The sequence below is a fragment of the Nitrospirillum guaranorum genome (assembly GCF_034653275.1).
In the GTDB taxonomy this organism is placed as follows: Bacteria; Pseudomonadota; Alphaproteobacteria; order Azospirillales; family Azospirillaceae; genus Nitrospirillum.
This window is the reverse complement of sequence record NZ_JAYEES010000003.1, coordinates 2619083-2640323: the sequence shown is the minus strand read 5'-3', so window position 1 is coordinate 2640323 and position 21241 is coordinate 2619083. Positions and strand designations below refer to the sequence as shown.

General features: G+C 68.6%; 22 protein-coding genes. 13 read left to right on the top strand and 9 right to left on the bottom strand.

Translation table 11 applies throughout. The features are described 5' to 3' along the window. Positions 1–2 precede the first annotated feature (2 nt). From sufU to UAJ10_RS21070, 7 genes are all read right to left on the bottom strand, one after another. Positions 3–473, bottom strand: coding sequence for a Fe-S cluster assembly sulfur transfer protein SufU (gene sufU, locus UAJ10_RS21100; protein ID WP_322917178.1), 471 nt, complete (start codon positions 471–473; stop codon positions 3–5). Then, positions 473–1738, bottom strand: a complete 1266-nt coding sequence (locus UAJ10_RS21095) for a cysteine desulfurase (RefSeq protein WP_322917177.1) — start codon at positions 1736–1738, stop codon at positions 473–475. The genes sufU and UAJ10_RS21095 overlap by 1 nt, the downstream gene beginning before the upstream one ends. 4 nt (positions 1739–1742) lie before the next feature. Next, positions 1743–3122, bottom strand: coding sequence for a Fe-S cluster assembly protein SufD (gene sufD, locus UAJ10_RS21090; RefSeq protein ID WP_322917176.1), 1380 nt, complete (start codon positions 3120–3122; stop codon positions 1743–1745). Between the two features lie 12 nt (positions 3123–3134). Next, positions 3135–3887, bottom strand: coding sequence for a Fe-S cluster assembly ATPase SufC (gene sufC, locus UAJ10_RS21085; RefSeq protein WP_322917175.1), 753 nt, complete (start codon positions 3885–3887; stop codon positions 3135–3137). Positions 3888–3952: 65 nt separating this feature from the next. Continuing rightward, complete coding sequence (sufB, locus tag UAJ10_RS21080) at positions 3953–5437, bottom strand: Fe-S cluster assembly protein SufB (RefSeq protein WP_322917174.1); 1485 nt, start codon at positions 5435–5437, stop codon at positions 3953–3955. Positions 5438–5457: 20 nt separating this feature from the next. Next, the gene (locus UAJ10_RS21075) at positions 5458–5925 is read right to left on the bottom strand and encodes an SUF system Fe-S cluster assembly regulator (protein ID WP_322917173.1); all 468 of its coding nucleotides are present in this window, start codon (positions 5923–5925) and stop codon (positions 5458–5460) included. A 654-nt stretch (positions 5926–6579) separates the two neighbouring features. Continuing rightward, entirely contained in the window at positions 6580–7542 is a 963-nt protein-coding gene (locus UAJ10_RS21070; protein WP_322917172.1) for a LysR family transcriptional regulator, read from the bottom strand. Positions 7543–7711: 169 nt separating this feature from the next. Between UAJ10_RS21070 and wrbA the strand changes: the two genes are divergently transcribed. From wrbA to UAJ10_RS21030, 8 genes are all read left to right on the top strand, one after another. Further along, a complete protein-coding gene (gene wrbA, locus UAJ10_RS21065; RefSeq protein WP_322917171.1) occupies positions 7712–8314 on the top strand; it encodes an NAD(P)H:quinone oxidoreductase in 603 nt (200 codons plus the stop codon). A 264-nt stretch (positions 8315–8578) separates the two neighbouring features. Further along, entirely contained in the window at positions 8579–8965 is a 387-nt protein-coding gene (locus tag UAJ10_RS21060) for a DUF423 domain-containing protein (RefSeq protein ID WP_322917170.1), read from the top strand. Then, entirely contained in the window at positions 8962–9198 is a 237-nt protein-coding gene (locus tag UAJ10_RS21055) for a sulfurtransferase TusA family protein (protein ID WP_322917169.1), read from the top strand. The genes UAJ10_RS21060 and UAJ10_RS21055 overlap by 4 nt, the downstream gene beginning before the upstream one ends. Before the next feature lie 109 nt (positions 9199–9307). Then, complete coding sequence (locus UAJ10_RS21050) at positions 9308–10237, top strand: histone deacetylase family protein (RefSeq protein ID WP_322917168.1); 930 nt, start codon at positions 9308–9310, stop codon at positions 10235–10237. Positions 10238–10395: 158 nt separating this feature from the next. Then, positions 10396–10647, top strand: a complete 252-nt coding sequence (locus tag UAJ10_RS21045) for an exodeoxyribonuclease VII small subunit (protein WP_040845047.1) — start codon at positions 10396–10398, stop codon at positions 10645–10647. Positions 10648–10677: 30 nt separating this feature from the next. Then, entirely contained in the window at positions 10678–11577 is a 900-nt protein-coding gene (locus UAJ10_RS21040) for a polyprenyl synthetase family protein (RefSeq protein WP_322917167.1), read from the top strand. A 27-nt stretch (positions 11578–11604) separates the two neighbouring features. Continuing rightward, positions 11605–13521, top strand: coding sequence for a 1-deoxy-D-xylulose-5-phosphate synthase (gene dxs / locus UAJ10_RS21035; protein ID WP_322917166.1), 1917 nt, complete (start codon positions 11605–11607; stop codon positions 13519–13521). Next, positions 13521–14303 (top strand): TlyA family RNA methyltransferase, encoded by a 783-nt coding sequence (locus tag UAJ10_RS21030; RefSeq protein WP_322917165.1) that lies wholly within the window; start codon positions 13521–13523, stop codon positions 14301–14303. The genes dxs and UAJ10_RS21030 overlap by 1 nt, the downstream gene beginning before the upstream one ends. Before the next feature lie 33 nt (positions 14304–14336). On the opposite strand, the gene UAJ10_RS21025 is transcribed toward UAJ10_RS21030, so the two are convergent. Together UAJ10_RS21025 and sppA are read right to left on the bottom strand one after the other, a co-directional pair. Then, entirely contained in the window at positions 14337–15194 is an 858-nt protein-coding gene (locus UAJ10_RS21025) for a TerC family protein (protein ID WP_322917164.1), read from the bottom strand. Between the two features lie 130 nt (positions 15195–15324). Next, a complete protein-coding gene (gene sppA, locus UAJ10_RS21020; RefSeq protein ID WP_322917163.1) occupies positions 15325–17145 on the bottom strand; it encodes a signal peptide peptidase SppA in 1821 nt (606 codons plus the stop codon). Positions 17146–17342: 197 nt separating this feature from the next. Between sppA and UAJ10_RS21015 the strand changes: the two genes are divergently transcribed. From UAJ10_RS21015 to UAJ10_RS20995, 5 genes are all read left to right on the top strand, one after another. Then, positions 17343–18329 (top strand): chorismate-binding protein, encoded by a 987-nt coding sequence (locus UAJ10_RS21015; protein WP_322917162.1) that lies wholly within the window; start codon positions 17343–17345, stop codon positions 18327–18329. After that, positions 18218–18859, top strand: coding sequence for an anthranilate synthase component I family protein (locus UAJ10_RS21010; RefSeq protein WP_322917161.1), 642 nt, complete (start codon positions 18218–18220; stop codon positions 18857–18859). Before UAJ10_RS21015 ends, UAJ10_RS21010 begins: the two co-directional genes overlap by 112 nt. Next, positions 18856–19674 carry an aminotransferase class IV gene (locus UAJ10_RS21005; protein ID WP_322917160.1) on the top strand — a complete coding sequence of 273 codons (819 nt, stop codon included), beginning with the start codon at positions 18856–18858 and terminating at the stop codon, positions 19672–19674. The genes UAJ10_RS21010 and UAJ10_RS21005 overlap by 4 nt, the downstream gene beginning before the upstream one ends. Before the next feature lie 254 nt (positions 19675–19928). Continuing rightward, positions 19929–20390, top strand: coding sequence for a Csu type fimbrial protein (locus UAJ10_RS21000; RefSeq protein ID WP_322917159.1), 462 nt, complete (start codon positions 19929–19931; stop codon positions 20388–20390). A gap of 313 nt (positions 20391–20703) precedes the next feature. Further along, complete coding sequence (locus UAJ10_RS20995) at positions 20704–21156, top strand: hypothetical protein (RefSeq protein WP_322917158.1); 453 nt, start codon at positions 20704–20706, stop codon at positions 21154–21156. Positions 21157–21241: the final 85 nt, after the last annotated feature.

Below are 21241 nucleotides of genomic sequence, written 5' to 3'. Positions count from 1 at the left end.
GCTCACTCCGTCGTCGTCTTGTCATCGCCCTCGAGGGCTGCATGCATGGTGTGCCAGGCCAGGGTCGCGCACTTCACGCGCATGGGGAATTCCCGCACGCCCGACAGCACGTCCAGCTTCTCCACCGCTTCGGGGTCAAGGTGCCCGTGATCGGTATGCTCGTGGTCGTCCTTGGTGCACATGTCGTGGAAGTGGCCGAACAGGGCCTCGGCCTCCGCTTCCGTCTTGCCCTTCAGCGTCTCGGTCATCAGCGAGGCGCTGGCTTGGCTGATGGCGCAGCCGCGGCCGTCGAAATGCGCGTCATTGACCAGGCCGTCGGGGCCAATGGTCAGGTAGACGTTGATCTTGTCGCCGCACAGCGGGTTCTCGCCCCGGGCCATACGGTTGAAGGCCTCGGGCTTGCCGAAGTTCCGGGGATGCTTGCCATGGTCCAGGATCACTTCCTGGTACAGGTCGCGCAGATCGTCGAACATCAGTTGAAGAACTCCCTCACCGCGCGGACGGCGTCCACCAGGGCGTCGGCCTCGGCTTCGGTGTTGTACAGGGCGAAGCTGGCGCGCGCCGTGGCGCCCACGCCGAAACGGTCCATCAGCGGCTCGGCGCAGTGCCGGCCCACCCGCACCGCCACGCCGGCCCGGTCCACCAGGGTGCCGATGTCGTGCGGGTGCACGCCTTCGATGGTGAAGGACAGGATGGCCGCCTTGGTGGGCGAGGTGCCGATGATACGCAGGCCGTCGATCGCCTGCAGCTTCTCGGTGGCATAGGCCAGCAGGCGCTGCTCATGGGCGTGGATGGCGCCCATGCCCAGCGCAGTGACATAGTCGATGGCGGCGCCGAAGCCGATACCCTCCACGATGGGCGGCGTGCCGGCCTCGAACCGGTGCGGCACCTCGCGGAAGGTGGTCTCCTCGAAGGTCACCGTCTGGATCATGTCGCCGCCGCCCTGGTAGGGCGGCATGGACTCCAGCAGGTCGGCCTTGCCGTACAGCACGCCGAAGCCAGTGGGGCCGTACAGCTTGTGCCCGGTCATGATGTAGAAGTCGGCGTCGATGGCCTGCACGTCCACCGGCATGTGCACCGCCGCCTGGCTGCCGTCGAACAGCACCTTGGCGCCGGCCGCGTGGGCCATGCGGGCGATCTCCGCCGCCGGCGTCACCGTGCCCAGCACGTTGCTGCCGTGGGTGATGGACACCAGCTTGACCTTGGGGCTTTCCAGCAGCCGGGCCAGCGCCTCCAGGTCCAGCGTGCCGTCGTCCAGCACCGGCGCCACCTTGATGACGATGCCGGTGCGGCTGCGCAGCAGCTGCCAGGGCACGATGTTGGCGTGATGCTCCATCACGCTCAGGATGATCTCGTCGCCCGCCTTCAGGTGGGCGCCGCCCCAGCTGCTGGCCACCAGGTTGAAGGCCTCGGTGGCGCTGCGGGTGAAGACAATGGTGTCGGGCGAGGGCGCGTTCAGGAACGTCGCCGTCTTGACGCGCGTCGCCTCATACAGGTTGGTCGCCACCTGGGACAGGTAGTGGACCCCGCGATGGACGTTGCTGTAATCGTGCGCCATGAAATTGGCCATGGCGTCGATGACGGCGCGCGGCTTCTGCGCGCTGGCGGCGTTGTCCAGATAGACCAGCGGCTTGCCCGGACGGCCCGGCTTCTCATGCACCAGGCGCGTCAGGATGGGGAAGTCCTGGCGGACCTTCTCCACATCATACGGGGCGTTCGTCAGAATCCGGGTGTCCATGAGGTCACTCCCCTAACACCGGGACATCGGTGTCGACTGTGATGCCCGTCAGGCGGCCGATGCGGTCCTGGATGCGGGCCGTCGCATAGGTGCGCAGGTGTTCGTCGCCGATCTCCTCCGCCACCTCGTCCAGGAAGGCTGCGATCAGCAGGGCGCGGGCGGTGTCGGCCGGAATCCCTCGGGCGCGCAGGTAGAACAGCGCCTCCTCATCCAGCTCGCCCGCCGTGGCGCCATGGCTGCACTTCACGTCGTCGGCGTAGATCTCCAGCTCGGGCTTGACATCGATCTCGGCGGTGTCGGACAGCAGCAGGGCGCGGTTCAGCTGGTGGCCGTCCGTCTTCTGCGCGTCCGGCCGCACGATGATCTTGCCCTGGAACACGGCGCGGCCGCGTCCGTCGATGACGCCCTTCACCACCTCGCGGCTGGTGCAGTTGGCGGCGACGTGGTCGATCAGGCTGGTGAAGTCGGCATGCCGGCTGCCGTCCACGCCATAGGCGCCGGAGACGCGGGTGCTGGCGCCCGACCCTTCCAGTCGCACCTGGACGTCGGTGCGGGCCAGGCGGCCGCCGGTGGTCAGCACGAAGGTCTCGTAGACGCCGGACGCCGCCACCGTGGCGGTGACGCTGGCCAGGTGCAGGGCGGTCTCCGCCTCTTCCTGGAACTTGGCGTGGCGCAGGATGGCGCCCTCGCCGACGCGCACGCCGCTGACGATGTTGGCGAAGGTGGCGCCGCCACCCCGGGCGACATGATGCTCGGCCACGGTCACTTCCGCGCCCGCGCCCACGTCGATCAGCAGGCGGGGATGCCAGGCGCCATCGGCGGCGGTGGCGATGAAGACGATCTCCACCGGCCAGGCCAGCTTCACGCCCTCACCCACGGTCAGCACGGCCCCCTCGGCCAGGAAGGCGCCGTTCAGGCCGACGAGGCCTAGCGCCTGGCCACGGCCGGGGTTGGGGCCGACGCGCAGGCCAGTATCTGACTTGGGCGCCGGGAACCGGTCCAGCACCTCGGCCGCGTATGCGGGAGAGGCCTCGATCAGGCCGCGCAGGCTGTCCAGGGTGACGCCCTGGGGCAGGGTGCCCACGGCGGACAGGGCGGCGTTGAACCGGCCGTCCACGAACACCAGGCGATGCGTCTCGCCCGGCGCCACGCTGGGCAGGTCAATGTCGGTGTTGGCGGCACTTTGCGCCGGGGCCAGGCTGACGCCGGCCAGGTCACGCAAGTTGGTGTACTTCCAGCCCTCGACCTTGGGCGTGGGGATGCCGTCGGACAGGAAGCGGGCATAGCCGTCGGCGCGCAGCCGGTCCAGGCCGGCGGCACCGGCGCCGGGCAGGCCGGGGCTCAGGGTTTCGTACAGGTCTTTCAGGGTGGCGATGGCGGCCATGGAACGCACCCCTCAGGCGGCTTCGGGCGAGCCGAATTCGGCGTAGCCCTTGGCTTCCAGCTCCAGCGCCAGCTCCTTGCCGCCGCTGCGCACGATCTTGCCGTAGGCCAGCACGTGCACGTGGTCGGGCACGATGTAGCTCAGCAGTCGCTGGTAGTGGGTGATGACCAGCATGGAGCGTTCGGGGCTGCGCAGGCTGTTCACGCCGTCGGCGACCAGCTTCAGGGCGTCGATGTCCAGGCCGCTGTCGGTCTCGTCCAGGATGGCGAAGCTGGGCTCCAGCATGGCCATCTGCAGGATGTCGTTGCGCTTCTTCTCACCGCCGGAGAAGCCGACGTTGACGGCGCGCTTGATCATGTCGTCGTTCATGTTCAAGGACTTGGCCCTGGCGCGGATCAGCTTCAGGAACTGCATGGCGTCCAGCTCGGGCAGGCCCTTGTGCTTGCGCACGGCGTTCAGCGCCGTCTTGAGGAAGGTGGTGTTGGACACGCCGGGGATTTCCACCGGGTACTGGAAGGCCAGGAACACGCCCTCCGCTGCCCGCTCCTCGGCCTCCATGGCCAGCAGGTCCTTGCCCTGGAAGGTCACGGAACCCCCGGTCACCTCATAGCCGTCGCGGCCCGACAACACGTAGGACAGGGTGCTTTTCCCCGAGCCGTTCGGGCCCATGATGGCATGCACCTCGCCCGGGTTGATGGTCAGGTTGATCCCCTTCAGGATTTCCTTGCCGTCGACGGTGGCGTGCAGGTTCTTGATTTCCAGCATCTTGAAACGTTCCTTGAAACCGAATGTCGTGTACAGCTTTGGGCGATGGGGCGGTTGCGGCGCCCTTACCCCACGCTGCCTTCCAGGCTGATGGCGACCAGCTTCTGCGCCTCGACCGCGAACTCCATGGGCAGCTCCTTCAGGACCTCCCGGCAGAAGCCGTTGACGATCAGGCCCACGGCGTCCTCTTCGGATAGGCCGCGGGCGCGGCAGTAGAACAGCTGGTCCTCGCTGATCTTGGCGGTGGTGGCCTCATGCTCCACCCGGGCGGTGCGGTTGCGGCTCTCGATGTAGGGCACGGTGTGGGCCCCGCACTTGTCGCCGATAAGCAGGCTGTCGCATTGGGTGTAGTTACGGGCGCCCTCGGCCTTGGGCAGGATGCGCACCAGGCCGCGATAGGTGCTTTGCGCCTTGCCGGCGGAAATGCCCTTGGCCACGATGGTCGACCGGGTGTTCTTCCCGATGTGGATCATCTTCGTGCCGGTGTCGGCCTGCTGGTAGTTGTTGGTGATGGCGACCGAGTAGAACTCGCCCACCGAATTGTCGCCCTGCAGGATGCAGCTGGGGTACTTCCAGGTGATGGCGGAGCCCGTCTCCACCTGCGTCCAGCTGATCTTGGAGTTCCGGCCCCGGCAGGCGCCGCGCTTGGTCACGAAGTTGTAGATGCCGCCCTTGCCGTTCTCATCGCCGGGGTACCAGTTCTGGACGGTGGAATACTTGATGGTGGCGTCATCCATGGCCACCAGCTCCACCACGGCGGCGTGCAGCTGGTTCTCGTCGCGCATGGGGGCGGTGCAGCCCTCCAGATAGCTGACGTAGCTGCCCTCGTCGGCGATGATCAGCGTGCGCTCGAACTGCCCGGTGTTGGAGGCGTTGATGCGGAAGTAGGTCGACAGCTCCATGGGGCAGCGCACGCCCTTGGGGATGTAGACGAACGACCCGTCGGTGAACACGGCGCAGTTCAGCGTGGCGTAGTAGTTGTCGGAGTAGGGCACGACCGAGCCCATGTACTTGCGCACCAGCTCCGGATGCTCGCGGATGGCTTCGGAGATGGAGCAGAAGATGATGCCCTTCTCCTCCAGCTTCTTCTTGAAGGTGGTGGCGACCGACACGCTGTCGAACACGGCGTCCACCGCCACGGCCGGCATCTCGCCCGCACCCTCGACACCCGCCAGGATAGCCTGTTCCTTCAGCGGAATGCCCAGCTTCTCATAGGTGGCCAGCAGCTCGGGATCGACCTCGTCCAGGGACTTGGGCTTGTCCTTGGCGGCCTTGGGCGCCGCGTAATAATGGCTGTCCTGGTAGTCGATCTTGGGGAAATCGACCATGGCCCAGGTCGGTTCTTCCATCGTCAGCCAATGGCGGTAGGCCTGCAGGCGCCATTCCAGCAGCCACTCCGGCTCCCCCTTCTTGGCGGAGATGAAGCGGACGATGTCCTCGTTCAGGCCCTTGGGCGCCAAGTCGGACTCGATCTCGGTCGTGAAGCCGTACTTGTACTTCTGCTCTGTGACGGCGCGAACCTGTTCGACGGTCTGTTCGGTGGCGGCCATGTTTTCGCTCTTCCTCGAAATCAAATAGCGTCGGCGGTGGCCGGCAGGGCCGGCGTCGCCTTGGGCAGGACGGGGGCCGGGAACGACGGCCGGGCCATGTCGGCCAGGCTGACGCTTTCCAGCGCGCCGCGGACGGCGCGGTTCACCCGGTCCCAATTGCCCCGGCGGGGGCACAGGCTTTCCACCCCGCAGGCCCCGGGCGCGCCCTCGACACAGTCGGTCAGGGCGATGGGGCCGTCGATGGCGGCGATGATCTGGGCGACGTTGATGGCGTCCGGCGCGCGGGCCAGGCGGTACCCGCCGGTCGCCCCCCGGTGCGAGGCCATCAGGCCGTCGCGGGCCAGCAACTTCAGGATCTTGGACACGGTGGGGGCCGGCAGGCCGGTACGCGCCGCCAGCGAGATGGCGGTATGCGGGCCGCCATCACCCTGCATCATCGCGGTCATCACCACGACGGCGTAGTCCGTCAATTTGCTCAGCCGGATCACGGGGTTTGGGGTCCTGTACCTTGGGCCTGCGCCCGTTGCGAAATTCAGCCCGGCAATCCGGACCAAATCAGTACCCTTTAAGTAGCCACTCCCCTTTCCATGTCAAGCGGGGATGTTTTGCGGCATATGAACCGCCCGGATGGGCGGGTTGCAGCAATAGCGGGTTCGCGGTTGGGGTACCCCGCAGGCGAAAGGTCAAGGGGGCGGTCGGGCGGCTGTTAACCCGGTATGTCCTGGGCGGGCGGCCGCTGCTGTGCGGCATGACCGATGGGCGTTTGACCCCACGGGCCCATAGGCGCACGCTTCCTTTCCAGGAGGCGGGCGGCATAGCCCGCGCTTTGAACCGAACGAAACCCCCGGCATGGTGGGACGTCCGGAAACACGGTCGGATCTATCGCGGCAAAGCGGCCGCCCTGGATGCGGTTTCGAGGCTTTTGCCCATCCGACTGAGAAAAAACGGCGGACCAGGATGGATGCCCCCCGGGGCCCAAACCTGATCCGCCGTTTTTAATTATGGGTTCATTGTTCCCTCAAGCGCCGGGCGCGGGCATCCGCCCGCTTGGCTTATCCTCAGTTCAGGGCCTTGGGCCCAAAACTTCCGGCGGACGCGGTCGCGTCCTTGTCGCTACGCTCCGTTGTGCCTTTCTTTGAAGGCTACCCCAGCTTCAGGCCCACGTCCCAATAGGGGTTGGGACCGAAGCGGTCGGCCAGGAAATCCACGAAGACGCGGACCTTGGACGACAGGTGGCGGTTGGCGGGGAAGACGGCGTTGATGGCGCTGCGCGTCACCGCCCATTCCTGCAGGATGGGCACCACCCGCCCCTCCGCCAAGGCCTTGCCGCAGATGAAGGTGGGCAGGGCCACGATGCCGACGCCGGCGCAGGCGGCCTCCAGCAGCACGTCGCCGTTATTGGCGCGCAGGCGGGCGTTGACCTTCACCAACCGCGTGGCGGCGTCGGGGTCGTGGTTGCCGCCGCGCGCCGCCCCGGGGGTCAGCGGGGTGGCGCGGAACGGCCACTGCGCCCCCTGCGGGATGTTGGTGTAGATCAGGCAGTCGTGCTGGGCCAAATCCTCCGGCGCGCGGGGCACGCCCCGGCGGGTCAGGTAGGCCGGGCTGGCGGCATGCACCACCCGGGCCGGGCAGATGCGCTTGGCCACCAGTGAGCTGTCCTTCAGCTGTCCGATGCGCACCGCCACATCATAGCCCTCGTCCACCAGGTCGACGAAGCGGTCGTTCAGGTCCATCTCCACCTCGATGTCGGGGAAGGCGGACAGGAAGTCGGCGATGGCCGGCCCCAGGTGCTGCATGCCGAAGCTCATGGGGGCGGCAACCTTCAGGACGCCGCGCGGCGCCGCCTGCAAACTGGCGAGGGAGCGGTCGGCCTCGTCCACGTCGGCCAGGATCTGCTGCACCCGGACCAGATAGGTTTCCCCCGCCTCCGTCAGGCTGATGCGCCGGGTGGTGCGGTTCAGCAGCCGGGCGCCCAGCCGCGCCTCCAGCTCCGTCATGCGCCGGCTGGCGGCGGAGCGGGACAGGCCCAGCTTGGCCGCCGCCACCGTGAAGCTGCGGGTTTCCGCCACACGGGCGAACAGGGCCATGTCATCCAGACGGTCCATGCGTCAGTCCTCGGGGGCGGGTGCCAGGATTGTTGCGGGGTGCGGAACAATTTTATGCCCAGTCCCCGGATTATCCGCAACGCGGAACACGGCTATGGTCCCTTCATCGCAACGCCGCGCGGTCCGAAACGCATCAGGCGCCGGCCCAAACCCACTGATGGAGATGGCAATGGCCAAGGTTCTCGTCCTCTACTACAGCAGCTATGGCCACATCGAGACGATGGCGAAGGCGGTGGCCGAGGGCGCCAAGTCCGTGCCCGGCACCGAGGTGGTGGTGAAGCGCGTGCCGGAACTGGTTCCGGTCGAGGTCGCGCAGAAGGCCGGCATCAAGCTGGACCAGGAGGCGCCCATCGCCACGGTGGATGAGCTGCCGCAGTACGACGCCATCATCTTCGGCACGCCCACCCGCTTCGGCATGATGGCCTCGCAGATGCGCAACTTCCTGGACCAGACCGGCGGCCTCTGGTTCAAGGGCGCCCTGATCGGCAAGGTCGGCAGCGTGTTCGTGTCCTCCGCCACCCAGCATGGCGGCCAGGAAAGCACCATCCTGTCCTTCCACACCACGCTGTTGCACCAGGGCATGGTGATCGTGGGCCTGCCCTACAGCTTCCAGGGCCAGACCGACAATTCCCAGGTGACCGGCGGCAGCCCCTACGGCGCCACCACCATCGCCAACGGCGACGGCTCGCGCCAGCCCAGCGAGAACGAGCTGGCCGGCGCCCGCTTCCAGGGCGCCCACGTGGCCGGCATCGCCGCCAAGCTGGCCGGCTGAAGTCTTTGAGTGGCCTTTGATCTTAGTTGATCAAAGGCCCCCTCAGTTTCCAGTCCGCCATCGCTCCCCGGAAACTTCCGGCGGCTGCGGTTGCGGCGTACAGCGACACGAGGCCGGCCTCATGTCGCTGAGACAGTTCTCGATGTTCAGCGGCGGGCCGTCCCTTACCTGGGGGTGGCCCGTTCGCGTTTAAGGGATCGCTTGCGGTTCCGGCGCCGCCGTCTCATATCCTGCCCAGCGTCTTGAATGCGGAGGGGTGGGGGAATGTTGACTGCGGATGCCCGGCTGCGGGTGGCGATCGCCGGAATCATCGGCGCGCTGGCGGTGTCGGCCGGCGCCTATGCCGTCCACGGCCTGACCGCCGTACGCGACGCCCATGCCGTGGGCCTGTGGCAGACAGCCAGCCAGTACCAGCTGATGCATGTGGCCGTCGTGGTGGCGGCGGCGCTGGGCGGCCACCTGCTGCATCGCCCCTTCGCGGCCCTGGCCGGCTGGCTGTTCCTGCTGGGGGCGGTCCTTTTCGGCGGGGCGCTCTATGGCCTGGGCTGGTGGGGGCCCAGCGCGCTGGGGGCGGTGGCGCCCTTGGGCGGCTTCAGTTTCATCCTGGGCTGGCTGTTCCTGGCCGCGGCCGCCGTGAGGGCGCCGCGATGAGCGGGGATCGCAGCCTGGATGCCAAGGGCCTGGTCTGTCCCCTGCCGGTCCTGCGGGCGCGCAAGGCCCTGATGGCCATGGCGCCGGGGGACATCCTGACGCTGCTGGCCACCGACCAGGCCGCCCGGCGCGACGTGCCGGCCTTCTGCCAGTCGGCCGGCCACGCCCTGCTGTCCGCCGATGAGGCGGACGGGGTGCTGACCTTCACGATACGCCGGGCTGGTCCGGCCTGATCTGGATCATTCTTCGAGAGCGCCCGCCGGCAAGGCACTGGCGGCCGCCCGGCCGCATCGGTGATGATGCCGGCTTAATAATAAGCGGGCATACGAGGAAACGGTCACCATGGCGACGGCGTTGTTCACCCATTGGTCCTGCCTGGAACATGAGACGGGGCCGGGCCATCCGGAAAACCCCGGCCGGCTGTCGGCCGTGCTGCGGGCGCTGGACGCCGAGCGTTTCCAATATCTGGACCGCCGCCAGGCGCCGCGCGCCACCCTGGACCAGATCGAGCGGGTGCACACTCCCGACCTGGTGGCCCGCCTTCAGGCCGCCACCCCCATCACCGGCATCGTGTCGCTGGACGGCGACACCGTGCTGTCCCCCGGTTCGTTCGAGGCGGCGCTGCATGCGGCCGGGGCCGTCTGCGCCGCCGTGGACGCCGTGATGGCGGGCGAGGTGCGCAACGCCTTCTGCGCCATCCGTCCGCCCGGGCACCATGCGGAGCCGGGGCAGTCCATGGGGTTCTGCCTGTTCAACAACGTCGGCATCGGGGCGGAGCATGCGCGCTTCGCCCACGGCCTGCGCCGCGTCGCCATCGTCGATTTCGACGTGCACCACGGTAACGGCAGCCAGACCCTGGCGGAACATGACCCCGACCTGTTCTACGGCTCCACCCATGAATGGCCGCTCTACCCCGGCACCGGGGCCCTGGGCGACCGGGGGGATTACGGCACGGTGGTGAACGTACTGTTGCGTGCGGGTTCCACTGGCGAGGAATTCCGCGCCGGGATGACGTCGCGGCTGTTGCCGGCCCTGGACGCCTTCGCCCCGGAACTTATCTTTATTTCCGCTGGTTTCGACGCCCACCGGGCCGACCCGCTGGCCGACCTCGCCTTGGTCGAGGATGATTTCGCCTGGGCGACGGCCGAGATTGCGGCCATCGCCGACCGTCATTGCCGGGGCCGCTTGGTCTCCTCGCTGGAAGGGGGCTATGATCCGACGGCGCTGGCGTCCTGCGTGGCCGCCCATGTGGGCACGCTGATGGAGGTTTGAGGGGGCGGGACGCCACGTCCCCACCCGTGATAGGACAGCCTCCCGGCCAGGATGCTTGCGGCGGGGTGCCGCCCGGTCCTACAGTCGCCTGCCTGTGATTTACGGCGCCACTGGCGCCGTTGCCGTTTTGCCGTTCCAAGCGTTGATGTGGACACCCTATGACTGAACTGACCCTGCCGGCCGATATCAAGGCCATGAGTTTCGAGGACGCCTTGGGTGAGCTGGAGCGTATCGTGCGCCAGTTGGAGGACGGCAAGGCCAAGCTGGACGACGCCATCGGTTTTTATGAACGCGGCACCCTGCTGAAGCGCCATTGCGAGGGGAAGCTGCGGGAGGCCCAGGAAAAGGTCGACCGCATCACCCTGGGCGGTGACGGAACGGTGGGCACGGAACCGGCCCGCATCGATTAAGCCCGTACCCTTTCGCCCGAGTGTGCCCTGATGCCCAGCCTGCCCAAAACCCTTACCGCCGCCATGGCGGACACCGTCGAACAGGTGGAAACCGCCATCGATATCCTGCTGCCCCGCAGCAGCATGGCGGAGGCCAAGCTGTACGAGGCCATGCGCTATGGCTGCCTGGGCGGGGGCAAGCGGCTGCGGCCCTTCCTGGTCATGGAAAGCGCCCGCCTGTTCGGAGTCAGCCCGGCCTGCGCCCTGCGCGTGGCGGCGGCGGTCGAATTCGTCCACTGCTATTCCCTGATCCATGACGACCTGCCGGCCATGGACGACGCCAGCCTGCGGCGCGGCCGGCCCACGGTGCACCGCCAGTTCGACGAGGCCACGGCCATCCTGGCGGGCGACGCCCTGCTGACCGCCGCGTTCGAGGTCATGACCGATCCCGAGACGCACGAGGATCCCCGGGTGCGCTGCGCCCTGGTCTCGGCCCTGGCCAAGGCGTCCGGACCGCGCGGCATGGTCGGCGGCCAGATGCTGGACCTGATCGCCGAAAGCCAGGCCCTGGACATCGGCGCCATCACCCGGCTGCAGCGGATGAAGACGGGCGAGCTGATCGCCTTCTCCGCCACGGCCGGCGCCATCCTGGGCCGGGCCTCGCCGCCGCAGTTCCATGCCCTGCAGGCCTACGCCCACGACCTGGGACTGGCCTTCCAGATCGCCGACGACCTGTTGGACGTGGAAGGGACGGAGGCTGAGACCGGCAAGTCCGTGGGCCGCGACAAGCCGGCGGGCAAGGCGACCTTCGTGTCCATCCTGGGGCTGGATCGGGCCCGCGACCAGGCCGGCCGGCTGGCCGACCAAGCCACGCGGCATCTGGAGATTTTCGAGGGCCGGGCGTCGATGTTGCAGGCGGTGGCGCGCTTCGTTGTGGATCGGCGGTCTTAAGAAGAAAGTTTGATTGGGAGCCGATGAATGGCGACGAAGACCCCGTTGTTGGACCAGTGTCCGACGCCTGAGCGCCTGCGCGCGCTGCGTCCTGAGCAGCTGCGGCAGGTGGCGGACGAGCTGCGGTCCGAGACCATCGACGCGGTGTCGGTGACGGGCGGGCATCTGGGTGCCGGCCTGGGTGTGGTGGAATTGACGGTGGCGCTGCACTACGTGTTCGACACGCCGGCGGACCGCATCATCTGGGACGTGGGTCACCAGGCCTATCCGCACAAGATCCTGACCGGGCGGCGCGACCGCATCCGCACCCTGCGCGCGGGCGGGGGCCTGTCGGGCTTCACCCGCCGGTCGGAGAGCGAATACGACCCGTTTGGCGCCGCGCACAGCTCCACCTCCATCTCGGCGGGCCTGGGCATGGCGGTGGCGCGCGACCTGGCGGGCGGGAACAACCACGTCATCGCCGTGATCGGCGACGGGTCGATCTCCGCCGGCATGGCGTACGAGGCGATGAACAACGCGGGCGCCCTGGGCTCGCGCCTGGTGGTGATCCTGAACGACAACGACATGTCGATCGCCCCGCCTGTGGGTGCGGTGTCGGGCTACCTGGCCAAGCTCGTCAGCAGCAGCCAGTACCGGCACCTGCGGGACATCGGCCGGCAGGTGGCGGAACACCTGCCCCGGCCGCTGCAGAACGCGGCGCGTCGGGTTGAGGAATACGCCCGCGGCATGGTCATGGGCGGGACGCTGTTCGAGGAGCTGGGCTTCTACTACGTCGGCCCCATCGACGGGCACGACCTGGACCAGCTGGTGCCCATCCTGGAGAACATCCGGGATGAGCCGAACGGCCGTCCGGTGCTGATCCACGCGGTGACGCAGAAGGGCAAGGGTTACGCCCCGGCGGAGGCCTCGGCCGACAAGCTGCACGCGGTGGGCCGCTTCGACGTGGTGACGGGCGCCCAGGCCAAGGCCAAGGCGAACGCGCCGACCTACACGCGGGTTTTCGCCGAGGCCCTGATGAAGGAGGCCAAGGCCGACGACAAGGTGGTGGCGATCACGGCGGCGATGCCGTCGGGTACGGGGCTGGACCTGTTCGGCCAGGCCTTCCCCACGCGCACCTTCGACGTGGGCATCGCCGAGCAGCACGCGGTGACGTTCGCGGCGGGCATGGCGACGGAGGGGTACAAGCCCTTCGTGGCCATCTACTCGACCTTCCTGCAGCGCGGCTACGACCAGCTGGTGCACGACGTGTCGATCCAGAATCTGCCGGTGCGCTTCGCCATGGACCGGGCGGGCCTGGTGGGGGCGGACGGCGCCACGCACGCGGGCGCGTTCGACCTGGCCTACCTGTGCTGCCTGCCCAACATGGTGGTGATGGCGGCGGCGGACGAGGCGGAGCTGGTGCACATGGTGGCGACCAGCGTGGCCTATGACGCCGGCCCCATCGCGCTGCGCTATCCGCGCGGCGAGGGCGTGGGCGTGGAGATGCCGGAGAAGGGCGCGGTGCTGCCCATCGGCAAGGGCCGTATCGTGCGTGAGGGCAACACGGTGGCCATCCTCAGCCTGGGCACCCGCCTGGGAGAGGCGTGCAAGGCGGCGGAGGACCTGGCGGCGCGGGGCCTGTCGACGACGGTGGCGGACGCGCGCTTTGCCAAGCCGATCGACAAGGAACTGGTGCGCCGGCTGGCGGTTGAGCACGAGGTGCTGATCACCATCGAGGAAGGCTCGGTGGGCGGCTTCGGCGCGCAGGTCATGCAGTTCCTGGCGGAGGAGGGCCTGTTCGACAGCGGCCTGAAGATCCGTCCCATGGTGCTGCCCGACCGCTATCAGGAACACGACAACCCGGCCAAGCAGTATGACGAGGCCGGCCTCAACGCCAACGGCATCGTCGACACCGTGCTCAAGGCGCTGGGGAACCAAGCGGCGGCGCGGACGCCCAACGCCTGATGCCGGAAGACAGCCCGCGGAAGGCCCAGAAGTCCGGCCCAAAACCTGGAAAGATCCGTGTGGACCAGGCCCTGGTGGAACGGGGGCTGGTGGAAAGCCGCGCCCGGGCCCAGGCCCTGGTGCTGGCCGGCCTGGTCTATGCCGACACCTTGCGCATCGACAAGCCGGGCCAGACCATTCCAGCCGACAAGCCGCTGACCCTGAAGGGCCAGGACCATCCCTGGGTATCGCGGGGCGGGCTGAAACTGGTGCATGGCCTGGATCATTTCGGATTCGATCCGACGGGCGTGACCGCCATCGACGTGGGCGCCAGCACCGGCGGCTTCACCGACGTGCTGCTGACGCGGGGGGCGGCCAAGGTCTATGCCGTGGATGTCGGGCACGGCCAGCTGGCGTGGAAGCTGCGCACCGACCCGCGCGTGGTGGTGATGGAAAAGACCAATGCCCGGCATCTGACCGCGAAGGAGATTCCCGACCCCATCGGCATGGTGGTGTGCGACGCCAGCTTCATCGGCCTCGCCACCGTGCTGCCGGCGGCCTTGGACCTGGTGCGGCCCGGCGGCCGGCTGGTGGCCCTGATCAAGCCGCAGTTCGAGGTGGGCAAGGGTCGCGTGGGCAAGGGTGGCGTGGTGCGGGAACCCGAACTGCACCAGGAGGTCTGCGACGCCGTGGTCGCCTGGCTGTCCGCCCGCGCCGGCTGGACCGTCCTGGGTGTGGACCCCAGCCCCATCCTGGGGCCGGAGGGCAACAAGGAATTCCTGATCGGCGCCCGGCGCGACTGACGCGCCGCCAATGGGCGCGCCGCCGGGGCGCGCTCAGCGCGGATCGAGAAGCGCCAGCGCGTCGGCCGTTGAGGCGGTGACCCGCACCTGGCCCTGGGCATCCGTGACCGTCACGCTTCCATCGGGTGTGTCGCGCAAGCCCCGCAGCAGGGCCTCGCGTCCGGCGGCGTCGGGGAAGGCCCGCTTGCGCCGGCCCAACTGGTTGGCCGCCTCGATCAGGATGGAGAAGCCGATGGCCGCGTAGAGATAGCCCTTGGGGATGTGCAAGCCCAGGCCCTCCGCCACCAGGCTGAAGCCGATCATCAGCAGGAAGCCCAGGCCCAGGATGATGACCGTGGGGTGGCGGGAGATGAAGGCCATCAGCGGCTTGGACGCCACCAGCATGACGGCCATGGCGATGCAGACGGCGGCCACCATGATGGGCAGTTCATCCACCATGCCCACCGCGGTGATGACGCTGTCCAGCGAGAACACCGCGTCCAGCAGCACGATTTGCACCACCGACCGCCAGAAGGCGTTGGCGGCGGCGCTGGACTTGGGGGCCTGGTGCCCAGTACCCCCTTCCAGCCGCTCATGCAGCTCCATGGTGCCCTTGGCCAGCAGGAAGGCGCCGCCCAGCACCAGGATCAGGTCGCGTCCCGACAGGGCGAAGCCGGCCACGCTGAACAGCGGCTGGGTCAGCGTCACGATCCAGGAGATGGAGAACAGCAGCAGCAGGCGCATGATCAGCGCCAGCGACAGCCCCACCAGCCGCACGCGGTTGCGCTGCTCCGCCGGCAGCTTGTCGGCGACGATGGCGATGAAGACCAGATTGTCGATGCCGAGGACGACCTCGAGGGAGACCAGGGTCAAAAGCCCGAGCCAGATGCCGGGATCGGCAAGGAAGTCCATCAATGGGGCCTGTTCGTTGTGAGTTTGTCAGATAGGGACGATTTGTCGCATCTGCCAGAGCGGGGCCCCGTCAATCCAAAAGAAAACCCCCGGCCGGGTCGCCCTGGCCGGGGGTCGTCTTGCGTCAGGGTCAGCGGGCGGCGCCGTTTATGCTGAGGTCGCCGTTGACGCTGAGGTCCGGCATCATCAGCACCTGTTCCTGCCGCTTGGCGGCGCGGACCATGGGCTGCACCATGTCCAGCAGGGGGCCGTAATCGGCCAGCACCTTCTCCGCCCCGCGCGCCTGGGCGACACTGGCCATCTCCGCCGCCGCCTTGCCGTTGAACAGGTCCAGCACCATTTCGTACCCGCTCTTGGGCCGGGGGAACTGCACGATGTGCAAATCGGCGTTGCCGGGGATGCCCGCCACCTGCCGCACCTGCTGCAGGGCGATGTCGTAGCCGCCCAGGGCATCCACCAGGCCCAGGTCCTTGGCCTGGCGGCCGGTGTAGACGCGGCCCTTGGCCAGTTCCCGGACCTTCTCGATCTCCAGCTTGCGGCCCTTGGCCACGCCCTCCGTGAACTGGGCGTAGATGGCGTCCAGCATGGCGTCCTGGCGGGCGGCCTCGCTGTCGGTGTAGGGGCTGGCCGGGCTCCATATCGTGGCGTTGGCGCCGCGCGTCACCTGGTCCACGCCCACGCCCAGCTTGTCGGCCAGGCCCTTGGCCACGAACTTGCCGCCCAGCACGCCGATGGACCCGGTCAGGGTGCCCGGCAGGGCCACGATGCGGTCGGCGTCCATGGCGACCCAATAGCCGCCGGACCCCGCCACGTCGCCCATGGAGATGACGACGGGCTTGCCGGCCTTGCGCGCCCGGTCCACGGCGTGGCGCACGGTTTCGGAGCCCACGGGGCTGCCGCCCGGGCTGTTCACCCGGAACAGGATGGCCTTGACGTTGGGCTGCTCGATGGCGGTGTCGAAGGCGTCGGCGATGCGGTTGGCGGCGAACGACGCCTCGTCGTTGAAGGCGCCGCCGTTCTTGCCGCCGCGCACGATCTCGCCCTCGCCCACGATCAGGGCGACGGTGGCGCCTTGATTGAAGGCGCTGCCGGCGATCTTGCCGTAGGTCAGCAGGTCCACCGTGTCGGCGCCCGCCGCCTTGCCGCCCGCCCGTTCCTTGGCGGCGGTCTCGACCTCATCGAAATAGCCCAGCTTGTCCACCAGCTTGGACGCCAGCGCCTCGCTGTCCAGCAGGGGGGCGTGGTCGATGGCGGCCTTCACCGCGTCGGGGTTCAGGTGGCGGCCGTCGGCGATGCCCAGCACCATCTGGTCGTAGATGTCGCCGGCCAGGCTTTCCGTCATCTCGCGGTTGGCGGGGGTGGCCTGCTTCTCGGCGAACATCTCCGCCGCCGTCTTGTAGTCGGCACGCTTGGAGATCTGGGGCTGCACCCCGATGGAGTCCAGGGCGCCCCGGAAGAAGGTCTGGGTGACGGCGATACCGGTGATGCCCACCGTGCCCACCGGCTGCAGCCACACCTGGTCGAAGGCGCTGGCGAGGTAATAGGGGGTCATGCCGCTGCCGGCGTCGCCGTAGCTTTCGGCATGGATGTAGGCGAAGCGGCCGGTGGCGCGGAAGCGGGCGATGGCGTCGCGCAGTTCCTGCGTGGTGCCGATGCCCTGGCTGGCGTTGCCGACCTTGGCCACCAGGCCCTTGACCTTGGGGTCCCGGCCCGCCTGTTCCAGCGCGTCGATCACCTCGCGCACGCTGCCGCGACGGCTGTTGAGAAGGCTGGACCAGCCATCCTCGCCCGGCGCCTCCGCCAACGGGCGCTCGAAGTTGAACTCCAGCACCACGGACTGGGGCAGGGTGGGCTGCTTGTCCTTCGCCTTGATGGCCAACAGGATCAATCCCGCCGTCAGCAGGACCCCGAACAGGCCGATGAGGGCGAACAATCGGACGATGAAACGCATGAACGCGGTTCCTGGAAGCCGTAAAATCCGGCTGCCATACCACCACAGCGCGTGAGGCTTGCCAAGGCGGCCGGGCGGTGGGGCCGCTTAGGCGGACCCATGCCCTTCTGTGCCTTCATGTCTATGCCCGTCCCGTCGGCCTTTCGGCCGATGCCGGTGTTGGCGAAGCGGGGGAGGGCGGGGTAAGGTCCGCGCTCATGATGTCCCCCCAACCCGCCCCCCACCCGACATCGCCCGGCGGTATCGTCGCGCTGGAAATCCCGCTGTCCGACCCGGTGGCGGTCTACGCCCGGCTGGCGCACTTGCCGCGCCCCTTCCTGCTCGACGGCGGTGCCGCCGACGTCACGCGCGCCCGCTACAGTTATGTCGGCGCCGATCCCCACGCCTGGGTCGAGTGCGCGCACGGCATCGTCACCGTGGATGGCCAGCCGGCCGGGGCGGATGCCTTGGGCACGCTGGCCGCCCTGCTGCAGGCCGGCCGCGACCGGCTGGGAAACGCGCCGCCGCCTGCCGACCTGCCGCCCTTCCGGGGCGGGGCGGTGGGCTTCCTGGGCTATGAGCTGGGCGGCCAGCTGGAGGCGCTGCCGGCCCCCCGGGCCGAGGGCGTGGCCCTGCCGGACATGGCCGTGGGCTTCTATGATCGCATCGTCGCCATCGACCACGCCGCCGGCCGCGCCTGGGTCCTGTGCTTGGCCGGGCCGGACGCGCCAGAGCGGGTTAGGGAATGGCGGGACCTGCTGGCGGCACCGGCCGCCCCCGTGGCGGCGGGGGAGGGGCCGTGGCTGGCCGCCCCCGGCTGGCGTGCGGGCTGGAGCCGGGAAAGCCATGAGGCGGCCGTGGCCCGCACGGTGGACTACATCGCCGCCGGCGACATTTACCAGGCCAACATCACCCAGCGCTTCCTGGGCACGCTGGCGGCGGGCGTGGCGCCGCTGGACCTCTACCTCCGCCTGCGCGCCCGCGCCGCGGCCCCCTTTTCCGCCCTGCTGGATCTGGGCCCAAAAGGGGGGACGCCCGCGCCGTGGTGTCCATGTCGCCCGAACGCTTCCTGGCGGTTGACGCGGAGGGGCGGGTGGAGACGCGGCCCATTAAGGGCACGCGACCGCGCGATCCCGATCCCGCCCGGGACGCCGCGCTGGCGGCGGAACTGCTGGCCTCGCCCAAGGACCGGGCGGAAAACCTGATGATCGTCGATTTGATGCGCAACGACCTGTCCCGGGCGGCGGTGGTCGGCTCCGTCACCGTGCCCACGTTGTGCGGGCTGGAAAGCTATCGCACCGTGCACCACCTGGTCAGCGTCGTGACGGCGCGGCTGGCGCCCGGCTTCGGCGCCGTCGATCTGCTGCGCGCCACCTTCCCCGGTGGCTCCATCACCGGGGCGCCCAAGATCCGCGCCATGGAGATCATTCATGAGCTGGAGCCGGCGCGGCGCGGGCCCTATTGCGGATCCGTCCTGTGGCTGGGGTGGGATGGCGCCATGGACAGCAGCATCATCATCCGCACTCTGGCCATGGCGGAGGGGCAGGTGGTTGTGCAGGCCGGCGGCGGCATCGTCGCCGACAGCGACCCGGCGGCGGAATATGAGGAGAGCCTGGTCAAGGCGCGCGCCCTGCTGACGGCGCTGGATCCGGCCATGGCATGGCCACCGCTGGGGCCGTCCCTGGAACCGCCTGAAGCGACGGGCAGGGCAGCACCGGGAAGCGAGGCGGCATGACGGGCCTGGTCTGGCTGAATGGTACCTTGCTGCCGGCGGCATCCGCCGGCATCGGTGTGGCCGACCGGGGCTTCCTGCTGGGTGACGGGTTGTTTGAGACCCTGCGCTGGCGGGATGGGGTCGTGGTGCGGCTGGACGCCCATCTGGGCCGTTTGTTCCAGGGGGCTACCGTCCTGGGCCTGCCCCTGCCGCCGCCGGCCGTCCTGGCGGCCGCGCTGGCCGACACGGCCGTCGCCAACGACCTCAAGGACGGCTCGCTGCGGCTGACGGTCAGCGCAGGGCCGGGCGCCCGTGGCCTGCCGCGCCCGGCCGCGCCGGTGCCCACCCTGCTGGTGACGGCGGCACCCCCCGGCCCGCCGCTGCCGCCGGCCCGGGTGGTGACCGCCACCGTCACCCGCCGCAATGAGCATTCGCCCCTCAGCGGCGTCAAATGCCTGAACTACCTGGACCAAATCCTGGCGCGTAATGAGGCGTCGGCCCGCGGCGCGGACGACGCCGTGCTGCTCAACACCGCCGGGCAGGTGGCCTGCGCCACGGCCGCCACGCTGTTCGCCGTGGTGGATGGCGCCCTGGTGACCCCGCCGCTGCCGTCCGGCGCCCTTCCCGGGACCCGGCGCGCGGCGGTTCTCGCCGCCCTTGGGGGGAGGAGCGGGCCCTGGCGCCGGCCGATCTGTCGCGCGCGACGGAGGTGTTCCTCACCTCCAGCCTCATGGTGCGGCCGGTGGTGGCGCTGGATGGCCGCGTGGTGGGTGACGGCCGGCCCGGCGCCACGGCCGCCGCCGCCCTGCGGCTCGCCTAACGCATTTTGCAAATAATGATGCAATGATTGCGGACGACCCTATCCCAAGGGCGCGATGCGGGATGCGTCAATAAGGCGTACCTCGCAAGGCTTACGACCAAGGGCGTAAATACCGCTAAGGGGGGAGAATTGCCTTAAAGGGCCGGAATTGCTGGGTTTTGATGATTGGCACGCGGTTCGGCCCCGGCCGTGGCACGGCGGGTGCTTATAACCAGGCATGAACCAACCGGGCCGCTGAAGCCGCCCGCCGAACCGATAGGAACCCACGCCATGATCCGTTTCGCCGCCGCCCTGATCGCCGCCGCTTCCCTGGCCGCCGCCCCCGCCTTCGCCGCCGCCGGCGCCTCGGGCACCATCCAGCTGAACAGCTCCGTCGCCCAGACCTGCACCGTCGCCGTCACCGATGCCGGCGCCACCCTGAACATCCTGGCCGGCTCCAGCAACGTCGCGGTCGGCAGCGTGGTTGAGAACTGCAACGACGGCGCCGGCTACACCATCACCGTCGCCTCTTCCAACAACGGCACGCTGAAGTCCTCGGCCACCGGCGCCCAGGCCATCAGCTACACCACCAGCTACGATGGCACCAGCGGCTCCGGCGCCAGCTTCGCGGTCACCCGCGCCAGCGCCCAGTTCAACAAGACCTCCAACGTCTCCGTCACGGTCCCGGCCAACGCCCAGGCGATCGCCGGCAGCTACGCCGACACCCTGACCATCACCATCGCCGGCAAGTAAGCCGCGACGGTCCCTCAGTTCGGGAGAGGGCGCCCCACGCCGGGGCGCCCTTTTCGTCTCCGCACACTGGCGTATTGCGAATACTAATGCATTGATTCTGTTGGGAATTCGGGAAAAAGAACATTGCAGATCGCAATGAATCGCTGTCGCGGACCAAAGGTCCCGTTGGGATTAATCCAATATATCAAAACAATATCAACGCGTTAATGAAATGCCCCCAGTGTTTCGGAAAAGCTTGGCATTCGAATTGCTTATAACGAAAGCACCAAGCAAACGGGCAACAAGCCCAGCCGAACCGATAGGAACCTTCGTCATGATCCGCTTCGCCGCTGCCGCCGCCATCGCCGCCGTCCTGTTCGCCGCCCCCGCCCTGGCCGACACCTCGGGCAGCATCAAGCTGAGCGGCACCGTGGCCCAGACCTGCACCGTGGCGGTGACCGACGCCCAGACCCAGCTAAACATCCTGGCTGGTTCCAACAACGTCACCGTCGGCAGCGTGGTCGAGACCTGCAATGACGGCGCTGGCTACACCATCACCGTGGCCTCGACCAACGGCGGCAGCCTGCGCGGCACTAGCCCGACCGTCCCGCCCGTCAGCTACACCACCATCTATGATGGCCAGTCCGGCACCGGCACCGTGAACGTCACCCGCTCCAGCGCCCAGTTCGGCAAGACCGCCACCGTCGCCGTGACGGTCCCGGCCAATGCCCAGGCGATCGCCGGCAGCTACAGTGACACCCTGACCATCACCATCGCCGGCAAGTAAGCCCGCGAAGGTCCGCCCCAAAGCGAAACGGCCCCGCCTGTCGTCCAGGCGGGGCCGTTGCCAATTCAGTAAACGTCCTTGGGAC